13 protein-coding genes are annotated in these 18,030 nt (G+C 47.4%); all 13 read left to right on the top strand.

Features of this window, described 5'->3' with window-relative positions; all coding sequences use genetic code 11:
- Positions 1-16 precede the first annotated feature (16 nt).
- Positions 17-559: a ribosome hibernation-promoting factor, HPF/YfiA family gene (hpf, locus tag AC1MBV_RS04305; RefSeq protein WP_255749724.1), complete on the top strand. Its 543-nt coding sequence runs from the start codon at positions 17-19 to the stop codon at positions 557-559.
- Positions 560-1,020: 461 nt separating this feature from the next.
- Positions 1,021-3,540 (top strand): preprotein translocase subunit SecA, encoded by a 2,520-nt coding sequence (gene secA, locus AC1MBV_RS04300; protein ID WP_480947588.1) that lies wholly within the window; start codon positions 1,021-1,023, stop codon positions 3,538-3,540.
- A gap of 28 nt (positions 3,541-3,568) precedes the next feature.
- Positions 3,569-4,667 (top strand): peptide chain release factor 2 gene (gene prfB, locus AC1MBV_RS04295; RefSeq protein ID WP_480948255.1). Its coding sequence is split into 2 segments (ribosomal slippage): positions 3,569-3,631 and positions 3,633-4,667, totalling 1,098 coding nucleotides; the frame shifts between segments, so codons are not numbered across the junction.
- Positions 4,668-4,861: 194 nt separating this feature from the next.
- Positions 4,862-5,758 (top strand): YitT family protein, encoded by an 897-nt coding sequence (locus tag AC1MBV_RS04290; RefSeq protein ID WP_480947587.1) that lies wholly within the window; start codon positions 4,862-4,864, stop codon positions 5,756-5,758.
- Positions 5,759-6,505: 747 nt separating this feature from the next.
- Positions 6,506-7,201: a cell division ATP-binding protein FtsE gene (ftsE, locus tag AC1MBV_RS04285; protein WP_255746647.1), complete on the top strand. Its 696-nt coding sequence runs from the start codon at positions 6,506-6,508 to the stop codon at positions 7,199-7,201.
- Positions 7,191-8,084: a permease-like cell division protein FtsX gene (gene ftsX / locus AC1MBV_RS04280; protein ID WP_255746648.1), complete on the top strand. Its 894-nt coding sequence runs from the start codon at positions 7,191-7,193 to the stop codon at positions 8,082-8,084. Before ftsE ends, ftsX begins: the two co-directional genes overlap by 11 nt.
- A gap of 170 nt (positions 8,085-8,254) precedes the next feature.
- On the top strand, positions 8,255-9,715 hold the full coding sequence (locus AC1MBV_RS04275; protein ID WP_255746649.1) for a S41 family peptidase: 1,461 nt from the start codon (positions 8,255-8,257) through the stop codon (positions 9,713-9,715).
- A gap of 194 nt (positions 9,716-9,909) precedes the next feature.
- The gene (locus AC1MBV_RS04270) at positions 9,910-10,269 is read left to right on the top strand and encodes a type II toxin-antitoxin system RelE/ParE family toxin (protein WP_480947585.1); all 360 of its coding nucleotides are present in this window, start codon (positions 9,910-9,912) and stop codon (positions 10,267-10,269) included.
- The gene (locus tag AC1MBV_RS04265) at positions 10,266-10,634 is read left to right on the top strand and encodes a helix-turn-helix transcriptional regulator (protein ID WP_255746652.1); all 369 of its coding nucleotides are present in this window, start codon (positions 10,266-10,268) and stop codon (positions 10,632-10,634) included. The genes AC1MBV_RS04270 and AC1MBV_RS04265 overlap by 4 nt, the downstream gene beginning before the upstream one ends.
- A 371-nt stretch (positions 10,635-11,005) precedes the next feature.
- Entirely contained in the window at positions 11,006-12,205 is a 1,200-nt protein-coding gene (locus AC1MBV_RS04260; protein WP_480947584.1) for a cell division protein, read from the top strand.
- A gap of 340 nt (positions 12,206-12,545) precedes the next feature.
- Positions 12,546-12,836 carry an AbrB/MazE/SpoVT family DNA-binding domain-containing protein gene (locus AC1MBV_RS04255; protein WP_255746655.1) on the top strand — a complete coding sequence of 97 codons (291 nt, stop codon included), beginning with the start codon at positions 12,546-12,548 and terminating at the stop codon, positions 12,834-12,836.
- A gap of 268 nt (positions 12,837-13,104) precedes the next feature.
- The gene (uvrB, locus tag AC1MBV_RS04250) at positions 13,105-15,075 is read left to right on the top strand and encodes an excinuclease ABC subunit UvrB (RefSeq protein ID WP_255746657.1); all 1,971 of its coding nucleotides are present in this window, start codon (positions 13,105-13,107) and stop codon (positions 15,073-15,075) included.
- 7 nt (positions 15,076-15,082) lie between these two features.
- Positions 15,083-17,977: an excinuclease ABC subunit UvrA gene (uvrA, locus tag AC1MBV_RS04245; RefSeq protein WP_480947583.1), complete on the top strand. Its 2,895-nt coding sequence runs from the start codon at positions 15,083-15,085 to the stop codon at positions 17,975-17,977.
- Positions 17,978-18,030 lie beyond the last annotated feature (53 nt).

Genomic DNA, 18,030 nt, shown 5'->3' with positions numbered 1-18,030 from the left:
GAAGGGAGGCTTTCTCATGGATATTATTATTCGCGGGGAAAACATCACAGTGACATCATCTTTGCAGGATTATGCAGAGAAAAGAATCGGCAAACTGGAAAAGTACTTCAACACACCGCTTGATACAAGCGCACGTGTGAATTTGCGCGTCCACAACAAAGAACAAGTGGTCGAGGTTACGATTCCGCTTCAAGGCCTTCTCCTGAGAGCTGAGGTAGGCGAGGAAGATCTTTATACAGCGATTGATTTGGCTGTTTCCAAGCTTGAGCGTCAGATCAAGAAACATAAAACGAAGCTCAATCGTAAGAGTCGTCAAGGTGTGAAACAAGCGTTTCAAAATGCAAACAGTACGGCGACGAAGACAGTTGAGGATGAGGAAGCACTTGACGTTGTCCGCAAGAAGCATTTTGTGTTCAAGCCGATGACGGTTGACGAAGCGATCCTTCAGATGGATATGCTCGGCCATTCCTTCTATATTTTCAATAACGCGGAGGACAATACGACCGCAGTGGTTTACCGCCGTAAAGATGGACGATTTGGTTTGATCGATCAGGTATAACGAATAAGCGTGTTTATATACAACTGGGGAGAGATTCGCACACGCGAATCTCTCCCTTTCGGATTTTCGGATGTGCACATGCGTCAACCGATACGCTGAATACGGGATCTCGCGCAGCCTATTTGCTCAAGGCTGCTTTTTTCGAAATGTTCTTCTATTTTCTTGGCATACATTTTGCCGTATAATGGAAGATGTTGTGATCTGCCTATCGACTGATGCTCGCCCTGAAAAGCGGGAAGTATGGCGAATAGTTTGTGAATGGTTCCGTATTGATACGGAGGGTTCAGTGATTCTTGTCGTGGGTAATTGTCACCGTAGGCGAATATTGTTAAAATAGAGAACATATTGAAGAAGTGGATTTTTGGACGGGTTCATACGTGAACGCATGATACAAGTGATTGTTACTGATGGCGCGGGCATGTGGCGCTCAATCAGAAATCTTAAATGAGGTGTATGCAGGCATGATAGGAATGCTCAAACGAGTTTTAGGAGATACCAGTCTCCGCAAGCTCAGCAAGATGGAAAAATTAGCGCATGTGGTTGAAACTTATGCCGACCAAATGAAGGCGCTGAGTGATGATGATCTGCAGGCGAAGACGCCGGAATTCAAACAGCGGTTGGAGAATGGCGAAACGCTGGATGACCTGCTTCCAGAAGCTTTTGCGGTTGTTCGTGAAGCATCAACACGTATTCTTGGTATGACGCCTTATTATGTTCAGTTGATCGGTGCGATCGCGCTGCATCAAGGGAACATTGCCGAGATGAAAACCGGTGAAGGTAAAACGCTCGTTGCGACGATGCCGCTTTATCTGAATGCACTTGCCGGTGAGGGCGCACACTTGGTTACGGTCAATGATTATTTGGCTAAGCGTGACGCGGAGCAGATGGGGCTGCTGTATAATTTTCTCGGTCTGTCTGTCGGCTTGAATATTAACGGCTTGAATCCTGAGGAAAAGAAAGAAGCCTATGCTGCCGATATTACGTACGGTACGAACAGTGAGTTCGGTTTTGACTATCTGCGTGACAACATGGTGCTTTATAAAGAAGAAATGGTTCAGCGTCCGCTCAGCTTTGCGATCGTCGATGAAGTGGACTCCATTTTGGTCGATGAAGCGCGTACGCCGCTGATCATTTCCGGTAATGCGGAGAAATCAACGGATCTGTATGTCCGTGCCAATCAGTTCGCGCGTCTTTTGACGGAAAAACAGGACTACACGGTTGATCTGAAGACGAAGTCGGTGCAGTTGACTGAAGAAGGCATGACCAAGGCGGAAAACTTCTTTGGAATCAAAAATCTGTATGATTATTCAAATGTGACCACAAACCACCACGTCAGCGAAGCGATGAAGGCACATGCGATTATGCACCGCGACCAGGATTATGTGGTTAAAGACGGTGAGATTATCATCGTCGATCCGTTTACCGGCCGCTTGATGCAGGGCCGTCGCTACAGCGAAGGCTTGCACCAGGCGATTGAGGCTAAGGAAGGTCTCGAGATCCAGAGTGAAAGCAAGACGCTGGCGACGATCACCCTGCAGAATTTCTTCCGTATGTATCACAAGCTTTCCGGTATGACCGGTACGGCGAAGACGGAAGAAGAAGAATTCCAGAGCATCTACAACATGGATGTTATTGAAATCCCAACGAATAAACCGATGATTCGTATTGATAATCCGGATCTGATCTATAAATCGCAAAAGGGCAAATTCCATGCGGTTGTGGAAGAAATTGCCACGTTATATCATCGCGGTCAACCGGTGCTTGTGGGTACGGTTGCCGTTGAAACATCGGAATTGATTTCGAAGCTCCTGAAAAGGCGCGGTATTCCGCATAATGTCTTGAACGCGAAGAACCATGCGCGTGAAGCGGAGATCATTGAAAATGCAGGGCAAGCAGGCTCTGTAACGATTGCCACCAACATGGCCGGTCGTGGTACTGATATCAAGCTCGGCGAGGGTGTGGCTGATCTCGGCGGTCTGTTCATTCTTGGTACGGAACGTCATGAATCCCGTCGTATTGACAACCAGTTGCGTGGTCGTTCCGGTCGTCAAGGCGATCCCGGTGAATCGCGTTTCTATTTGTCTCTTGAAGACGACTTGATGAAACGGTTCGGCTCGGATAAAATGAAGAGCTGGATGGAAAAGATCGGTATGGACGATACATCCCCGATCGAAAGCAAGCTTGTCAGCAGGTCGGTGGAAGCTGCTCAGAAACGTGTTGAAGGTAACAACTTTGATGCCCGTAAACAATTGCTTAAATTTGATGATGTTATGCGTCAACAGCGTGAAATCATTTATAAGCAGCGTATGGAAGTTCTTGAATCCAAGAATTTGCGTGAAGATATTGAAGGCATGATCAAGCTTGTCATTGAAAATATTGTGCATGCACATACTCCGGAAAAAGAAGTACCGGAAGAATGGGATCTTCAATCAGTTATTGACTATCTAAATGCAAAGATTTTCAACGAAGGTGTACTGACTCTGAAGGACCTTGATGGTAAGGATCCGGAAGAGATGATTGATGATTTGTATGCGAAGGCAATTGCTCGTTACGATGAAAAAGAAGAAGAATTCACGTCGGAACGTATGCGTGAATTTGAGCGTGTGATCACGCTGCGTACGGTGGATACGAAGTGGATGGATCACATCGATGCGATGGAACAGCTTCGTGAAGGTATCTATCTGCGGGCATATGGTCAGGTTGATCCGTACCGCGCATATAATATCGAAGGCTTCAAGATGTTCGAAGAAATGGTTGCAAGCATTGACGAGGAGATCGTCAATTTCTTGATGAAGGCGGAAATCCGTGAGGAACAGCCGATTCAACGTGAAAAGGTAACGCACGGACTGCGTGTCATCTCCGGCGGCCAGGACGACGAACCGGCAAAGAAGCAGCCGATCAAGCGCAAGGTCCATGTCGGCCGTAACGATCCGTGCCCATGCGGCAGCGGCAAAAAATATAAAAACTGCCACGGAAAATAATCTGTGGAAAATGGAAAGTAGGATGAACATGGATTTACCTGAAATGAAACACGAAATTGATGAGATGGAAACGCGTCTCAAAGCATTTAGGGGGTCTCTTTGACTTAGATAACAAGAGGGCAAAGATCGCCGAATTGGATGAAAAAATGTCGATGCCAGGATTCTGGGACGATAATGAAAAAGCCCAGAAGGTCATTGATGAATCCAATGAATTAAAAGGCAAGGTCGACAGTCTGACCGACCTTGAATCGAAATTCGAAGATCTTCAGGTTGCCTATGAACTGGTCAAAGAAGAGGATGACGCGGATCTCAAAGCTGAGCTCGAGGAATCACTCGGCGAGGCACGGGAAGCGTTCAACAAATATGAAACACGGCTGCTCCTCAGCGGCCCGCATGACCGCAACAATGCGATTCTGGAACTGCATCCGGGCGCAGGCGGTACCGAAGCCCAGGATTGGGCGTCGATGCTGCTGCGTATGTATACGCGTTGGGCAGAAAGCAAAGGCTTCGCTGTCGAAACACTCGACTATCTGCCGGGTGATGAGGCCGGGGTTAAGAGTGTTACCTTGCTGATCAAGGGACCGGACGCGTTCGGTTACTTGAAAGCGGAAAAAGGTATTCATCGTCTCGTGCGTATCTCACCGTTCGACGCAGCCGGACGCCGTCACACCTCGTTCGTGTCGTGTGAAGTGGTGCCGGAAATCGATGATGATATTGAGATTGACATCCGACCGGAAGATTTGCGCGTCGATGTCTTCCGTTCCAGCGGTGCCGGCGGTCAGCACATTAACAAGACGTCTTCGGCCGTACGTATGACACACCTTCCGACCGGCGTTGTCGTCAGCTGTCAGTCGGAACGGTCGCAGTTCCAGAACCGCGATCAGGCAATGAAGATGCTGAAGTCGCGCTTGTACCAGTTGGAGGAAGAGAAGAAAGAAGCCGAGATGGCCGCGCTCCACGGCGAGCAGAAGGAAATCGGCTGGGGCAGCCAGATTCGCTCCTATGTTTTCCATCCATATTCCATGGTCAAGGATCACCGCACCAATGTCGAAATTGGTGACGTAAATCGCGTCATGGATGGCGATATCGATCCGTTTATTGATGCATACCTGCGCTTGCATTTGTGAGCCATGAATATTAGAAGGAACCGGTAGATCCGGTTCCTTCTTTTTGTTTTCGAAGCGAAGTGACCCGCGAAATTTGACGTGATATTTTTTTACCGATCACAATAGCGGTTTTTTGCGTGCATTGACCGTTTTGTGGCGAATGCATTAGAATAAAAGCATTCGACTAATTTTGCATCGGGAAAAGGAGCTTTTGCATGAAAATTTTTAAAAAAAGGGACAAGCATGTGATCCCTAATCGGGGAAAAACAGCATTGTTCATGGATTATATACTCGTAATTATTGGCTCGTTTATTGTGGGGATCACGTTCAATGTGTTTATGCTGCCGACGCATATTGCGTCCGGCGGCGTGGCCGGGATTAGCATCGTCTTTCACTGGACGTTGGGCTGGGCGCCGTCCTATGTACTGTGGGGCTTGAATGTACCGATTTTCGTGATCGGGCTGCTTATCCTTGGCCGCAGCTTCGGGTATCTGGATTATGCAATGAAAACCTTGCTGGGGACGGTTGCGCTTCCGTTCGCTGTGTTTGTTACGGCCGGTATGCCGGCGGCGACTGACAGTCCGTTGCTCGGAGCATTGTTCGGAGGAGTCGGTACCGGGATTGGGCTCGGTATTGTGTTCCGCGGCCGCGGGTCAACCGGCGGTACAGCACTTGCCGGTCAAATCATTCAAAAGTTCAGCGGTTTGTCGCTTGGCGTGTGCGTTTCCATTTTGGATGGACTGATTGTTTTAACTTCGGCATTTTTCTTGTCGCTTGAAGCTGCTCTCTATGCACTTATCAGCATCTACTTAACGGCGAAAATGATTGACGTGGTTCAGCTTGGTTTCAATACAGAGAAGATGGCCCTGATCATTTCGGATAAAGAAACTGAAATGCGTCAGGCGATTCTGGATGAGATTGATCGAGGCGTGACACGCATCACCAGTCAAGGCGGCTACACCGGCGATGATCGTCCGATGTTGATGACCGTCGTTTCACAAGGCGAACTGACACATTTGAAGCAGCTTGTCCGCTCGATTGATCCCGAATCCTTTTTCATCATTACGAACGCAACTGAGGTTTTCGGGAAAGGATTTTATCAAAGGACATAAGACAGCCTGTTCGGGCACGCGTGGAGACGATCCTCGCGTGTTTTTTACAGGAAAAGGAAAGTTTAGCGTTTTTCCTTGCTGATCCGACGATATGGTCATAGATGCTGATTCCCAATCTGCGCTTATCGGTTGGGCGATCAGGTAAGTGCGCAATCTGATAAATAGACGGAAAGATTACCCTTATTTAGAAAATGAACGAAAATAGAGCTTAAATAGACGGAGAAATTCCGCTTAACGAATCGAAAAATGTGAAAATGGAGGGTTCTGCTATGCATAAGCGGAAAAATTGCCCTTATTACCGGCGAAACAAGTGCCATGATGCAAATAACAGGAATATCTCCGCTTATTTTCACTTGTTACTTAGCGAAGGAACTTTCGCTATATGCACAGGCTCTGTACGCAACACAAAAGGCCGCCGCATCCTGCGGAAGTAAGGATCTCGCACTTTTGCCCAGTTTTTCTTACCGGCGGTCATTCGACAGCATTCGTTTCATTTCGATATCTCATTTGAAATTGAAATGTAATAATTTTCATCGGTCATTTGAAGGGTTCGGATGGTATAATGATGATTGTTTCATAGGTTACATAGGTTGGTGCAATGGGAATGCATCCGAACATGTTTTCGATGCGGGCAACCCTCCCATTCTTGTGTTTCGTGCGAATGGTTTACATAGAAATGCATAATCAGACAGATTTTTAGAGAATGTGACAAAAAAAGTGAAAAAGGATTTTGGGGGAAGGAACTTTATGGATGACGTTATTTTGATGCAAAATGTCTGGAAGGCTTACCCGAATGGGGTTATGGCGCTGAACGGCATTGATCTGTCTGTCAAACAGGGTGAATTTGTTTACATCGTTGGGCCAAGCGGCGCAGGGAAGTCGACGTTTATAAAAATGATTTTCAGAGAATTGAAGCCTACACGGGGCAAAATTTTCATTAACAATAAAAACATTGCGAATTTGAGAGAACGGCAGGTGCCTTATTTCCGCCGCAAGATCGGCGTTGTGTTCCAGGACTTCCGGCTGCTTCCGAAGCTGACCGTTTATGAAAACGTGGCTTTTGCGCTTGAGGTTATTGAAGAGCACCCGCGGCAAATTAAACGTCGTGTGATGGAAGTGCTTGATCTCGTCGGTCTGAAGCACAAGCTGCGCTCATTCCCAGATCAGTTGTCCGGCGGTGAGCAGCAGCGTGTGTCCATCGCACGTTCGATTTGTAACCGTCCGCCTGTACTGATCGCCGACGAACCGACAGGAAACCTTGATCCCGAAACGTCGTGGCAGATCATGGATGTGTTCCGGCGGATCAATGAGCAAGGGACAACGATCGTTATGGCGACCCACAACAGAGACATCGTCAACAAGATCAGGCACAGAGTATTGGCGCTTGAAGGCGGCATGATTGTGCGCGATCAGCAGGAAGGTGACTATGGCTATGAAGATTAGAACATTGCGAAGACACGTGAATGAAAGCTTTAAGAGTCTCGGTCGAAACGGGTGGATGACCTTCGCTTCGGTGAGCGCAGTTACGGTGTCGCTGGTTCTCGTCGGACTTTTCCTGATGGTGATGTTCAACTTGAATAAAATTGCCGGAGATATTGAAAGCGACGTCGAAGTGCGTGTCTATCTGGATCAATCGATGACGCAGGCAGAGCAGGACGCTTTGCAAAAAGATCTGAAGGAAGTCAAGAATGTTCAATCCGTTCGTTTCCAATCGAAAAAAGAAGGATTAGACAGCTTAATGGAGAGCCTCGGTAACGATAAGCAGAGCTTTTCGGATCTAAAAAAAGAAAATCCGCTGCCGAACGCATATATCTTAAAAACGAATAAACCGGAGCAGACGATCGCTGTCGCTAAAACGGTGAAGAGTCTCCCGAATGTTACGGATGTGCGTTATGGAAAAGGGACGGTTGAAAAGCTGTTCCGATTCATCAACATTGCGAGAAACGTAGGCATTGTCCTGATCATCGGGTTGCTGTTTACTTCTGTATTCTTGATCGCGAATACGATTAAGCTGACGATTGTTGCCCGCAGGCGGGAGATTGAAATCATGAAGCTTGTCGGTGCAACCAATGCTTTTGTCCGATGGCCGTATTTCATCGAAGGATTGGTTATGGGCGTTCTCGGATCAATTGTTCCTATTGTTTTAGTTATGGTTGTGTACCGATTTGCCTATTATAATCTTGGGGGCAACCTGCAGCAGATGTTCATCCGACTGATCCCTTATCACACTATGACAACGAATCTGAGCCTGCTCTTAGTGGGTATCGGCGCGTTGATCGGTGTCTGGGGCAGTATGAGTTCAGTACGAAAATTCTTGAAAATCTGAAGCCACCCGCTATGTCAGGTGGTTTTTTTTACATCAAGAAGCTTTGGTGCGGAGCTGTCTCCATTGTTCGAGACAATCGCGTGCCATTGTTGTATGATAGGAGCTAAGTTCATTTTGCCCGGCGAACGATTCGCTGCGGGTAAACAGTGTCATTGAGGAGGCAATTCTTTATGAAAAAGTTCAGCGGCAAAGTGGTCGCTTTGCTTATGGCGATCTCACTGATCGTGGGGGCGGCAGGCTCTTACGCGGTGTTTGGCTTTGTCCAGAATCGCAATCAGGAATCAACGGCATCAGCATCTGCCGGTTCGGCGGCGTCGGATAAGGATACGGCAAAAGTGAAGGCGATTCATGATCTGATTGAAAAGGAATATTTCCGGAAAATCAGCAGCACTGATCTGTATGACGGTGCCATAAAAGGTATGATCGAGGCGCTTAATGACCCATTTTCAAGCTATATGAGTACAAAAACGGCTTCGGACTTTAACCAATCGCTGTCCTCTTCTTTTGAGGGAATCGGCGCCGAAGTTCAGATGGTCGGCAAGCAGGTCACCATCGTCTCCCCAATTAAAGGAACGCCGGCTGAAAAAGCGGGACTGAAGCCGAAAGACGTGATCGTGAAAATTAACGGAAAATCGACGGAAGGTCTTGATATTAATCAAGCCGTCAACAAAATTCGCGGGAAAAAGGGAACGGTTGTCCACCTTGTGGTTAGCCGTCCAGGTACGAGCGGCAACTTGACCTTTAATATTAAGCGCGATACGATTCCGATCCGCACGGTTGAAAGCAAAATGCTGAAACAAGACGGTCAATCAATTGGCTACATCGCGATTACGCAGTTCAACGAAAATACGGATCAAGAATTCAGCAAAGCACTCAGCAAGCTCGAAGGCGATCAAATGAAGGGCTTGATTATCGATGTGCGCGGCAATCCGGGCGGATATCTGCAGGCGGTTGAGAAAATAGGCAATCTGCTGATTCCATCGAAGAAACCGATCGTCCAAATTGAAGATCGAGCCGGCAAAAAGCAGCCGTTCTACTCTACTCTGAAAAAGAAGAAGAGCTATCCGATCGCAGCATTGATTGACGGTGGCTCTGCCTCGGCATCTGAAATTCTTGCCGGTGCCCTGCATGAAGCAGGCGGATACCCGCTGGTCGGTGTGAAATCGTTCGGCAAGGGTACGGTTCAGCAAGGGATTGAGTTGTCGGACAAGAGCGAACTGAAACTGACGACGGACAAATGGCTGACTCCGGACGGCAACTGGATTCACAAAAAAGGAATTAAGCCAACGATTGCGGTTAAGCAGCCGGATTACTTCTATGTCGCTCCGATCACCGTGAAAAAGGGCAAGAACTTGAAAGCAGATGAGACGAGTACAGTCATTGCGGACGCACAGAAGATGCTGAAAGCCGCGGGCCAGAATCCTGGACGCGTTGACGGCTACTTCAGCGATCAGACCGCACAGGCAGTAAAAGCGTTCCAAAAACAAAAGAAGCTGCCGGTTACCGGTGAAATTGATCAGAAAACAGCCGACGCACTGCAGCAAGCAACGCTGACGGCCATCAAAGAACAGCAAAACGATCGCCAGTTAAACACGGCGCTTTCGGAAATCGAAAAAGAAATCAAAAAATAAAAAGCAAAAAGGAAAACAGGCGCAGCTCCGGCAGTGCCTGTTTTCTGTCGTAAGAGGCGCTGAATCTGGAACGCTCGATAAATTAGCCGGTTTTAAAAAAAATCGTTCCAAAAATTTCTGCGTGAAAAATGTACATTGGGATAATTTATTTATTTTAGAACATAATATCGCATATATGATATAATTCGAATACAATGAAATGGAACCTGATACCTTATGAGAAACAAAATGGTGAAAAACCAGTAACTGTATATTTAAATTCACTCGACACCAAGCATCGAGTAAAAGTTCTCCGTAACCTTCAACTGTTAGAGGAATTTGGTCCGACTAAGGAAATGAGGGAAAAAATCAAGCCATTAGGTAACGGAATTTTTGAGCTCCGTACACAATTCTCTAACAACATTTTCCGAATTCTTTATTTTCATTTGGTTGATAAGGATCTTATCTTGACCAATGGATTCACAAAAAAAACTGAGAAGACACTTCCACGAGAAATTAAAAAAGCAAAGGATTACCGCGATGACTTTTTAAAAAGAAAGGGTGATCAGCGATGAGTTTTCTTGACGATTACATTAACGATCAATTGAAAGATCCGGAATTTAAGAAGGCTTGGGATGAAAGTGAAGCAAGCTATCAATTAGCAAGGCAGCTTATTGACTTGAGAAAACAACGGGGATTAACGCAAAAACAGTTGGCTAAACGTGTTGAAACGCAGCAAAGTAGCATATCCAGAGCTGAAAATGGTGATCATAATCTTACGATTGGAACGATGGCCAAAATCACGAGAGGTCTTGGAGCGAGGATTGTTGTGGTTCAGGACAACGAAGAAGTGATTGTCAAAAGAAGAGCAAGAACTCTTTTCAGACACCGAAATCCGGATGGAGCAAAAGTCATTCGTGCTTCTAGAGTTAAGCGATAAACTTGGAAAGTTGATGGTCCCTTGGCCGTCAACTTTTTTGAAGGGAAAAGGAATTGCAGGGGGCTTTGCGTATCAGTGAGCAAAGCGCTCGATAAACTTGACGAACCGCTCGATAACTTGTAAATCATTTTATAATTTGAAGAACTTTTCCACTGATCAGGATGGAAAAGTTCTTTTTTGCATAGGGAAAGTTGCATGTGCAGTAAAAATTTTCCTAAGAAGTCGGCAACGGACACTGTTCGTCATGTATAATTAAAACAAAAACGATGGGCAGGAAATACTGTGCATCTTGTCGAAATACCAAAGAAGATCGGATTAAACGGTTATAAAATATGACCATTTAATCGGGGTACCAGGTGGGGGAATTGCAGATGGCGGACATCATTGGGTTTATTTTTTCAGGTATTGCCACTTTTTTTATCAATCCATTACTCTATTTACTTTTAATCGCGCTTTTTCTGTACGGCGCGCAGCGCGTGCGCAGGGAGCGGCGGTCATTTCGCGTCAAGGCATACGGTATGTTTAATACAATTTTTTCCAGTATTGCGCCGAGTCTGCTTGTCGGACTTGCAGCGACTATTGTGCTACTTGCCGCCGGAATCAGTCTGACGCCGGGAGTTATTGTTTTGCTTTCACTGGCATATATCATGACACTGTTCACGTGCCGGCAAAGCTTTTTGTCGCCGGCGGTGGCAGGTGGCTTGGCATTGATTGCCGCTTATTTTATGCCGGCACTGCAGACCCCGTATTCGCTCATCAACGGTTGGATTGGGGACATCCGAGCCATTGATTATGTATCATTCGGCATATTCCTAGTTGTCGCTATGCTGGCTGAGACAGCACTGGTCTATTTTTGGGGTGCGCAGCAGACTTCGCCGCGCCTCATCAGCAGCAAGCGGGGCAGTTTGGTCGGAGCTCATGAAGCTTGCCAGCTTTGGATCGCGCCGCTGCTCTTCCTTATGCCGGTTTCGGGTGCGATTTCGTCCATTGGTCCCTGGCCGTTTGTTTCCGGCGGCGCTTCATTTAGCTTTGCGATTTTCCCATTGGGCATAGGAATCGCACAATTGATCACGCACGCATTACCGAAACCTGCTGTTCGTCAAACGGCAAGCTGGTTGATGGCGTCGTCCGGCATAACGGCGATCTTCATCGGTGCGGGCTATCTGCTTCATATGGCGCTTTTCGTCGTGCTGGGCGGAGTTGTGGCACTCGTCAGCCGATTGCTGCTCACCTGGTACCACCATCACCTGCGTGAGACGCAGCCGTTCTATTATCTTATGCCGAACAGAGGACTGCGCGTTATTGGAGCGATCCCTCACTCGCTTGGTGCGCGTATGGGCATTATTCCTGGGGAAGAAATTTTGCGGGTGAATGATTTAGAGGTCAGCAGCGTGGATGAATTCTATGAAGCACTTCAAAAGCATGCGGCTTACTGCAAGCTGGAAGTGATCGATCGTTTCGGCGAGCAGCGCTTTGAAAAGGGGCCAATTCATGAAGATGACAATTATAAGATCGGGCTACTTTTTCTTGAAGGCGATCAATGGAATTTGAAACAAAAGACAAATAGTTAAGCCTTAATTCGAATAATCTAACAGGAACAAAAATCCGCAGGAGGGACAGCGAGATTCCTTTTCCTTCCTTTTTATGGGAAGAAAGGAAGATGCTTAAGGTGAGGCGCTGCCCGCAGACCTAAAAGGTGAGCAAGCTTGCTGGTCCCCTTGGCTGTTTGTTCCGTCAAAATTTACAATAATCCCAACTGTTAAAATGTGACTGATTTTGAAACTGGGTGTAGTTATGTGAGCAATTGGAATTTTTTAACCCCTGCACGAATTGTGGTGCATATTGGTGCTATAATCAAGTTAAAAGTGATGCAGGTCGTAGTATAGAAAAGGCGAGAGGAGGAGCGCAAAAATGAAATCGACAGGTATTGTGCGTAAAGTTGATGAATTAGGACGTGTTGTGATTCCGATTGAACTCAGAAGGACCATGAATATTAAAGAGGGTGATCCGCTCGAAATCTTCACGGAGGATGAACGGATTATCTTCAAGAAATATGTGCCGAATATGGCGTGCCAGATCACGAATGAAGTGTCGCCGGATAACCTTGTTCTGGCAAACGGCAAGCTGATCCTGAGCCGCAAAGCAGCAAAAGGAATTCTAGAAGAAATTGAAAAATACATGGGTGAAGATATTAAATCGTAATTCATGTTCTCAAAAAAGACTTCTGTGGCCGAGTGCCATGGAAGTTTTTTAGTTTCATTAAGTACTAGTAAATGACTTCTCCGGTTATCCTGTGTGAGATGAGCCGAGTTTAGAATAAATGACTGAAAAACATTGGGAATATCCGTTCGCATTTTGCTGTTATTTTGCTATAGAGGTATGCTATACTTTTTTTAAGAAAGATTTTTTACTATTAATGACAAATCATGCTTTTTTCATAGAAAAACAGTAAAGATTGGAGGAGGGCGCTATGGATTTTCAACTCGCGTCCCATTTTCAACCGCAAGGCGACCAGCCGGAAGCGATTCGTACATTGGTCGATGGGATCAGGAACGGTCAAAAGCATCAGACGTTGCTCGGCGCGACCGGTACCGGTAAAACATTCACGATGTCGAATGTGATTGCTCAAGTGCAGAAGCCGACGCTGGTCATTGCCCATAATAAAACGCTTGCAGGGCAGCTTTATAACGAGTTTAAGGAATTTTTCCCGAATAATGCGGTCGAATATTTTGTCAGCTACTACGATTATTACCAGCCGGAAGCCTATATTCCGCAGACGGATACGTATATTGAAAAAGATTCGAGCATCAATGACGAGATTGACAAGCTGCGTCACTCGGCAACCAGCTCATTGTTTGAGCGTCGCGATGTCATTATTGTTGCCAGTGTTTCGTGTATTTACGGTTTAGGTTCTCCGGAAGAATACAGCTCACTTGTACTCTCATTGCGGCCGGGTATGGAGAAGGAGCGGGATGCGATGCTGCGTCAACTTGTCGACATCCAGTACTCGCGTAACGATATTAATTTTACACGCGGGACATTCCGTGTGCGCGGCGATGTGGTGGAGATTTTCCCGGCTTCACGCGATGATCACTGCATTCGCGTCGAATTCTTCGGTGATGAAATTGAACGGCTGACCGAGATGGATCCGATGACCGGAGAGATTGTCGGCGAGCGTGATCATGTCGCCATCTACCCGGCTTCCCACTTCGTTACCGGACAGGAGAAAATGAAGCGAGCAATTGTGAACATACAGAAGGAACTCGAGGATCGGCTGAAAGTGCTTAATGAGAACGGTAAACTACTTGAGGCACAACGGCTTGAGCAGCGTACGCGTTATGATTTGGAAATGATGGAGGAAGTCGGCTTTTGCTCCGGAATTGAGAACTATTCAAGGCATCTGACCTTTCGAAAACCGGGTGAATCGCCGTATACGCTCATGGACTATTTTCCAAAGGACTTTCTCATTATGGTCGATGAATCCCATGCGACACTGCCACAGATTCGGGCCATGTACAACGGCGACCAGGCGCGAAAAAACGTCCTGGTTGATCATGGTTTCCGTCTTCCTTCTGCAAAAGACAACCGGCCGCTTAAATTTGAAGAATTTGAGGAACGTGTCAATCAGATCGTGTACGTTTCGGCGACTCCGGCGGATTATGAATTGGAGCATTCCAATAAGCCGGTCGAGCAGATTATTCGACCGACCGGATTGCTGGATCCGGAAATCGAAGTCCGTCCGATCAAGGGACAGATTGATGATCTCTACGACGAGATTAATATTAGGATTAAGAAGCATGAACGTGTCCTCGTCACGACGCTGACAAAGAAGATGGCAGAGAATTTGACCGACTATCTAAAGGGCATGGGCATTAAAGTCAATTATCTTCATTCGGAAGTTAAGACGCTCGACCGGATTGAGATCATTCGCAATTTGCGACGTGGCGAATTCGATGTGCTGGTCGGGATCAACCTGCTCCGTGAAGGACTGGATATTCCTGAAGTCTCACTTGTCGCTATCCTTGACGCCGATAAGGAAGGCTTCCTTCGCTCGGAACGGTCGCTGATTCAGACGATCGGACGCGCGGCGAGAAATGCGGAAGGGCGAGTCATTCTGTATGCCGACCGAGTTACCGATTCGATGCGGTTGGCGATGGATGAAACCGCACGCCGCCGCAAAATTCAAAAGAAATTCAATGAAGTGCATCATATTACACCGACGACGATTCAAAAGGCCATTCCTGAGCTGATTAAAGCGACATACGAAGTGGAAAAACAGGATGGCTCCGGCAAGAAGAAAAAGAAGAAAATGACAAAGAGCGAGCGCAACAAGGCAATTATCGGTATTGAAAAAGAAATGAAGCAGGCGGCAAAGTCGCTTGACTTCGAGCGTGCAGCGGAACTGCGGGACGCACTCTATGAACTGAAGGCGGAGGGATAACACGCAGATGGTACTTGAAAATATTGTTGTCAAAGGCGCAAGGGAACATAATTTAAAAAATGTCAGCGTAACAATACCACGTGACAAAATGGTTGTTGTTACCGGATTGTCGGGCTCAGGCAAGTCATCGCTGGCGTTCGACACAATCTACGCCGAGGGGCAGCGCCGCTATGTTGAATCGCTGTCGGCATATGCCCGCCAATTTCTCGGCCAATCCAACAAACCGGATGTGGACGCGATTGAAGGCTTGTCGCCGGCGATTTCGATTGACCAGAAGACGACGAGTCATAACCCGCGTTCAACCGTGGGAACCGTAACGGAAATTTATGATTACATGCGTCTTCTTTTTGCCAGAATCGGGCACCCTTTTTGCCCGACACACGGTGTTGAAATCACATCGCAGACTATTGAACAGATGGTTGACAGAATCATGGTTTATCCGGAGCGGACAAAGCTGCAGATTCTGGCACCGCTGGTCTCCGGAAGAAAAGGAACACATGTCAAGACCTTGGAAGATATTAAGAAAAAGGGCTATGTCCGGGTACGTGTTGACGGCGAGATGCGTGAGGTGTCGGAAGAAATCAAGCTTGAAAAGAACAAGAAGCATAACATCGATGTTGTGATTGATCGAATTGTTGTGAAACCGAATATAGAGGGACGGCTTGCCGATTCACTTGAAGCAGCAACTAAACTGACTGACGGTCGTGTCGTTGTGGATATTATCGGTGGTGAAGAACTGCTTTTTTCCGAACAACATTCATGCCCTTATTGCGGCTTCTCAATCGGTGAACTTGAACCTCGACTCTTTTCGTTTAACAGTCCGTTCGGAGCCTGCCCAGATTGTGACGGACTGGGCTCACGCATGGAGGTTGACCCTGATTTGGTCATCCCTGATCAGACCAAATCGTTAGCCGAAGGTGCAATTATCGCCTGGGAACCGACGAGTTCACAATATTATCCACAACTGCTTAAGGCGGCTTGTGCTCACTTTGGCATTGATATGAATTGTCCGGTCTCAGAGCTGCCGAAAGAGAAGATGAAACTCCTTCTCTACGGCTCAGGGACTGAACGCATCCATTTTCACTATGAAAATGAATTCGGCGATGTTCGGGATAAAGACATGTACTACGAAGGCGTCATGAACAATATCGGACGTAGATACCGTGAGACAAGCTCTGACTTTATTCGTGAACAAATGTCCGAATATATGATGCAGAAGCCGTGTCCGACCTGTCACGGTCACCGGCTTCGTCCGGAAGCGCTGGCAGTGAAAATCGGGGGCAGGCACATCAGTGAAGTGACCGAAATGCCGATTCGGGAAATGCTTTCGTTCTTTAACGGGCTGGAACTCACCGAAAAGGAACAGACGATTGCTCGTTTGATTCTTCGTGAAATTACACAGCGGACTCAGTTCCTCATCGATGTAGGACTGGACTATCTGACGTTAGGCCGTGCGGCGGGAACCCTGTCGGGCGGGGAAGCGCAGCGAATCCGGCTGGCAACGCAGATCGGATCGCAGCTCATGGGTGTGCTCTACATTTTGGACGAACCGTCAATCGGCTTGCATCAGCGCGATAATGACCGCTTGATTCATTCGCTGCTCGGCATGCGTGATCTCGGAAATACACTGATCGTTGTGGAACATGATGAGGATACCATGCTTGCTTCTGATTACATTATCGACGTCGGTCCGGGTGCCGGCGAGCATGGCGGTCAGATTACGGCTCAGGGAACTCCTGAAGAAATCATGAACAATGAACAGTCACTTACCGGACAATACCTGTCGGGCCGCAAGTTCATTCCGATTCCGGCGAAACGGAGAAAAGCAACCAAGCGCGAGATCAAAGTGATCGGCGCGAAGGCGAACAATTTGAAGAATGTGACGGTTAGTTTTCCGCTCGGTGTGATGACGGTGGTTACCGGCGTTTCCGGCTCGGGGAAAAGTACCTTGGTCAATGAGGTGCTGTTCAAGGCACTTGCTCAAAAATTGCACGGACGTCGCGATGCTCCCGGTGAGTATAAGCAGATCAAGGGCATAAAAGAATTGGATCGGGTCATTCAAATCGACCAGGCACCGATCGGACGCACGCCGCGTTCCAACCCGGCAACTTATACCGGAGTCTTTGACATGATTCGCGACGTGTTCGCGGCGACAAATGAGGCAAAGGTGCGCGGCTATAAAAAAGGTCGTTTCAGCTTCAATGTTAAAGGCGGACGCTGCGAAGCGTGCAGCGGCGACGGTATTATTAAAATAGAAATGCACTTCCTTCCGGATGTTTATGTGCCGTGCGAAGTATGCCATGGCAAACGCTATAATCGTGAAACGCTCGATGTGACCTATAAAGGGAAAACGATTGCCGATGTTCTGGACATGACTGTAGAGGAAGGTCTGGAATTCTTCAAAAATGTACCGCGGATCAAACGCAGACTGGAACCGCTCTATGATGTCGGCTTAGGCTATATTCGGCTCGGCCAACCGGCCACGACGCTCTCCGGCGGCGAAGCTCAGCGTGTCAAGCTCGCGTCCCAGCTTTATCGTCGTACGAAAGGCCGTGCACTTTATATCCTGGACGAACCGACGACCGGTCTGCATATGGATGACATCTCCCGGCTGCTTGTTGTGCTTCAGGCACTCGTAGACAGCGGTGACAGTGTGTTAATCATCGAGCATAATCTTGATGTAATTAAATGTGCGGACTACTTGATCGATCTTGGTCCGGAAGGCGGAAACGGCGGCGGCACGATTGTGGTTACAGGGACTCCGGAAAAAGTAGCGGATACCAAGGAATCCTATACCGGCAAGTATCTGAAGCCGGTGCTGGAACGTGACCGTGTGCGCATGGAGGAGCATCTTCATAACCAGCAGCAGGTAGCTGAATCGAGCGATCAGTTGCGCGTGTAAACCAGATTTTCCCCATAAAACGGGAAAATGTTCTTGTTACCTTGCATGATGAA

The organism is Sporolactobacillus sp. PKPK-6 (assembly GCF_056678885.1).
This window is presented reverse-complemented; position numbering and strand designations above follow the sequence as displayed.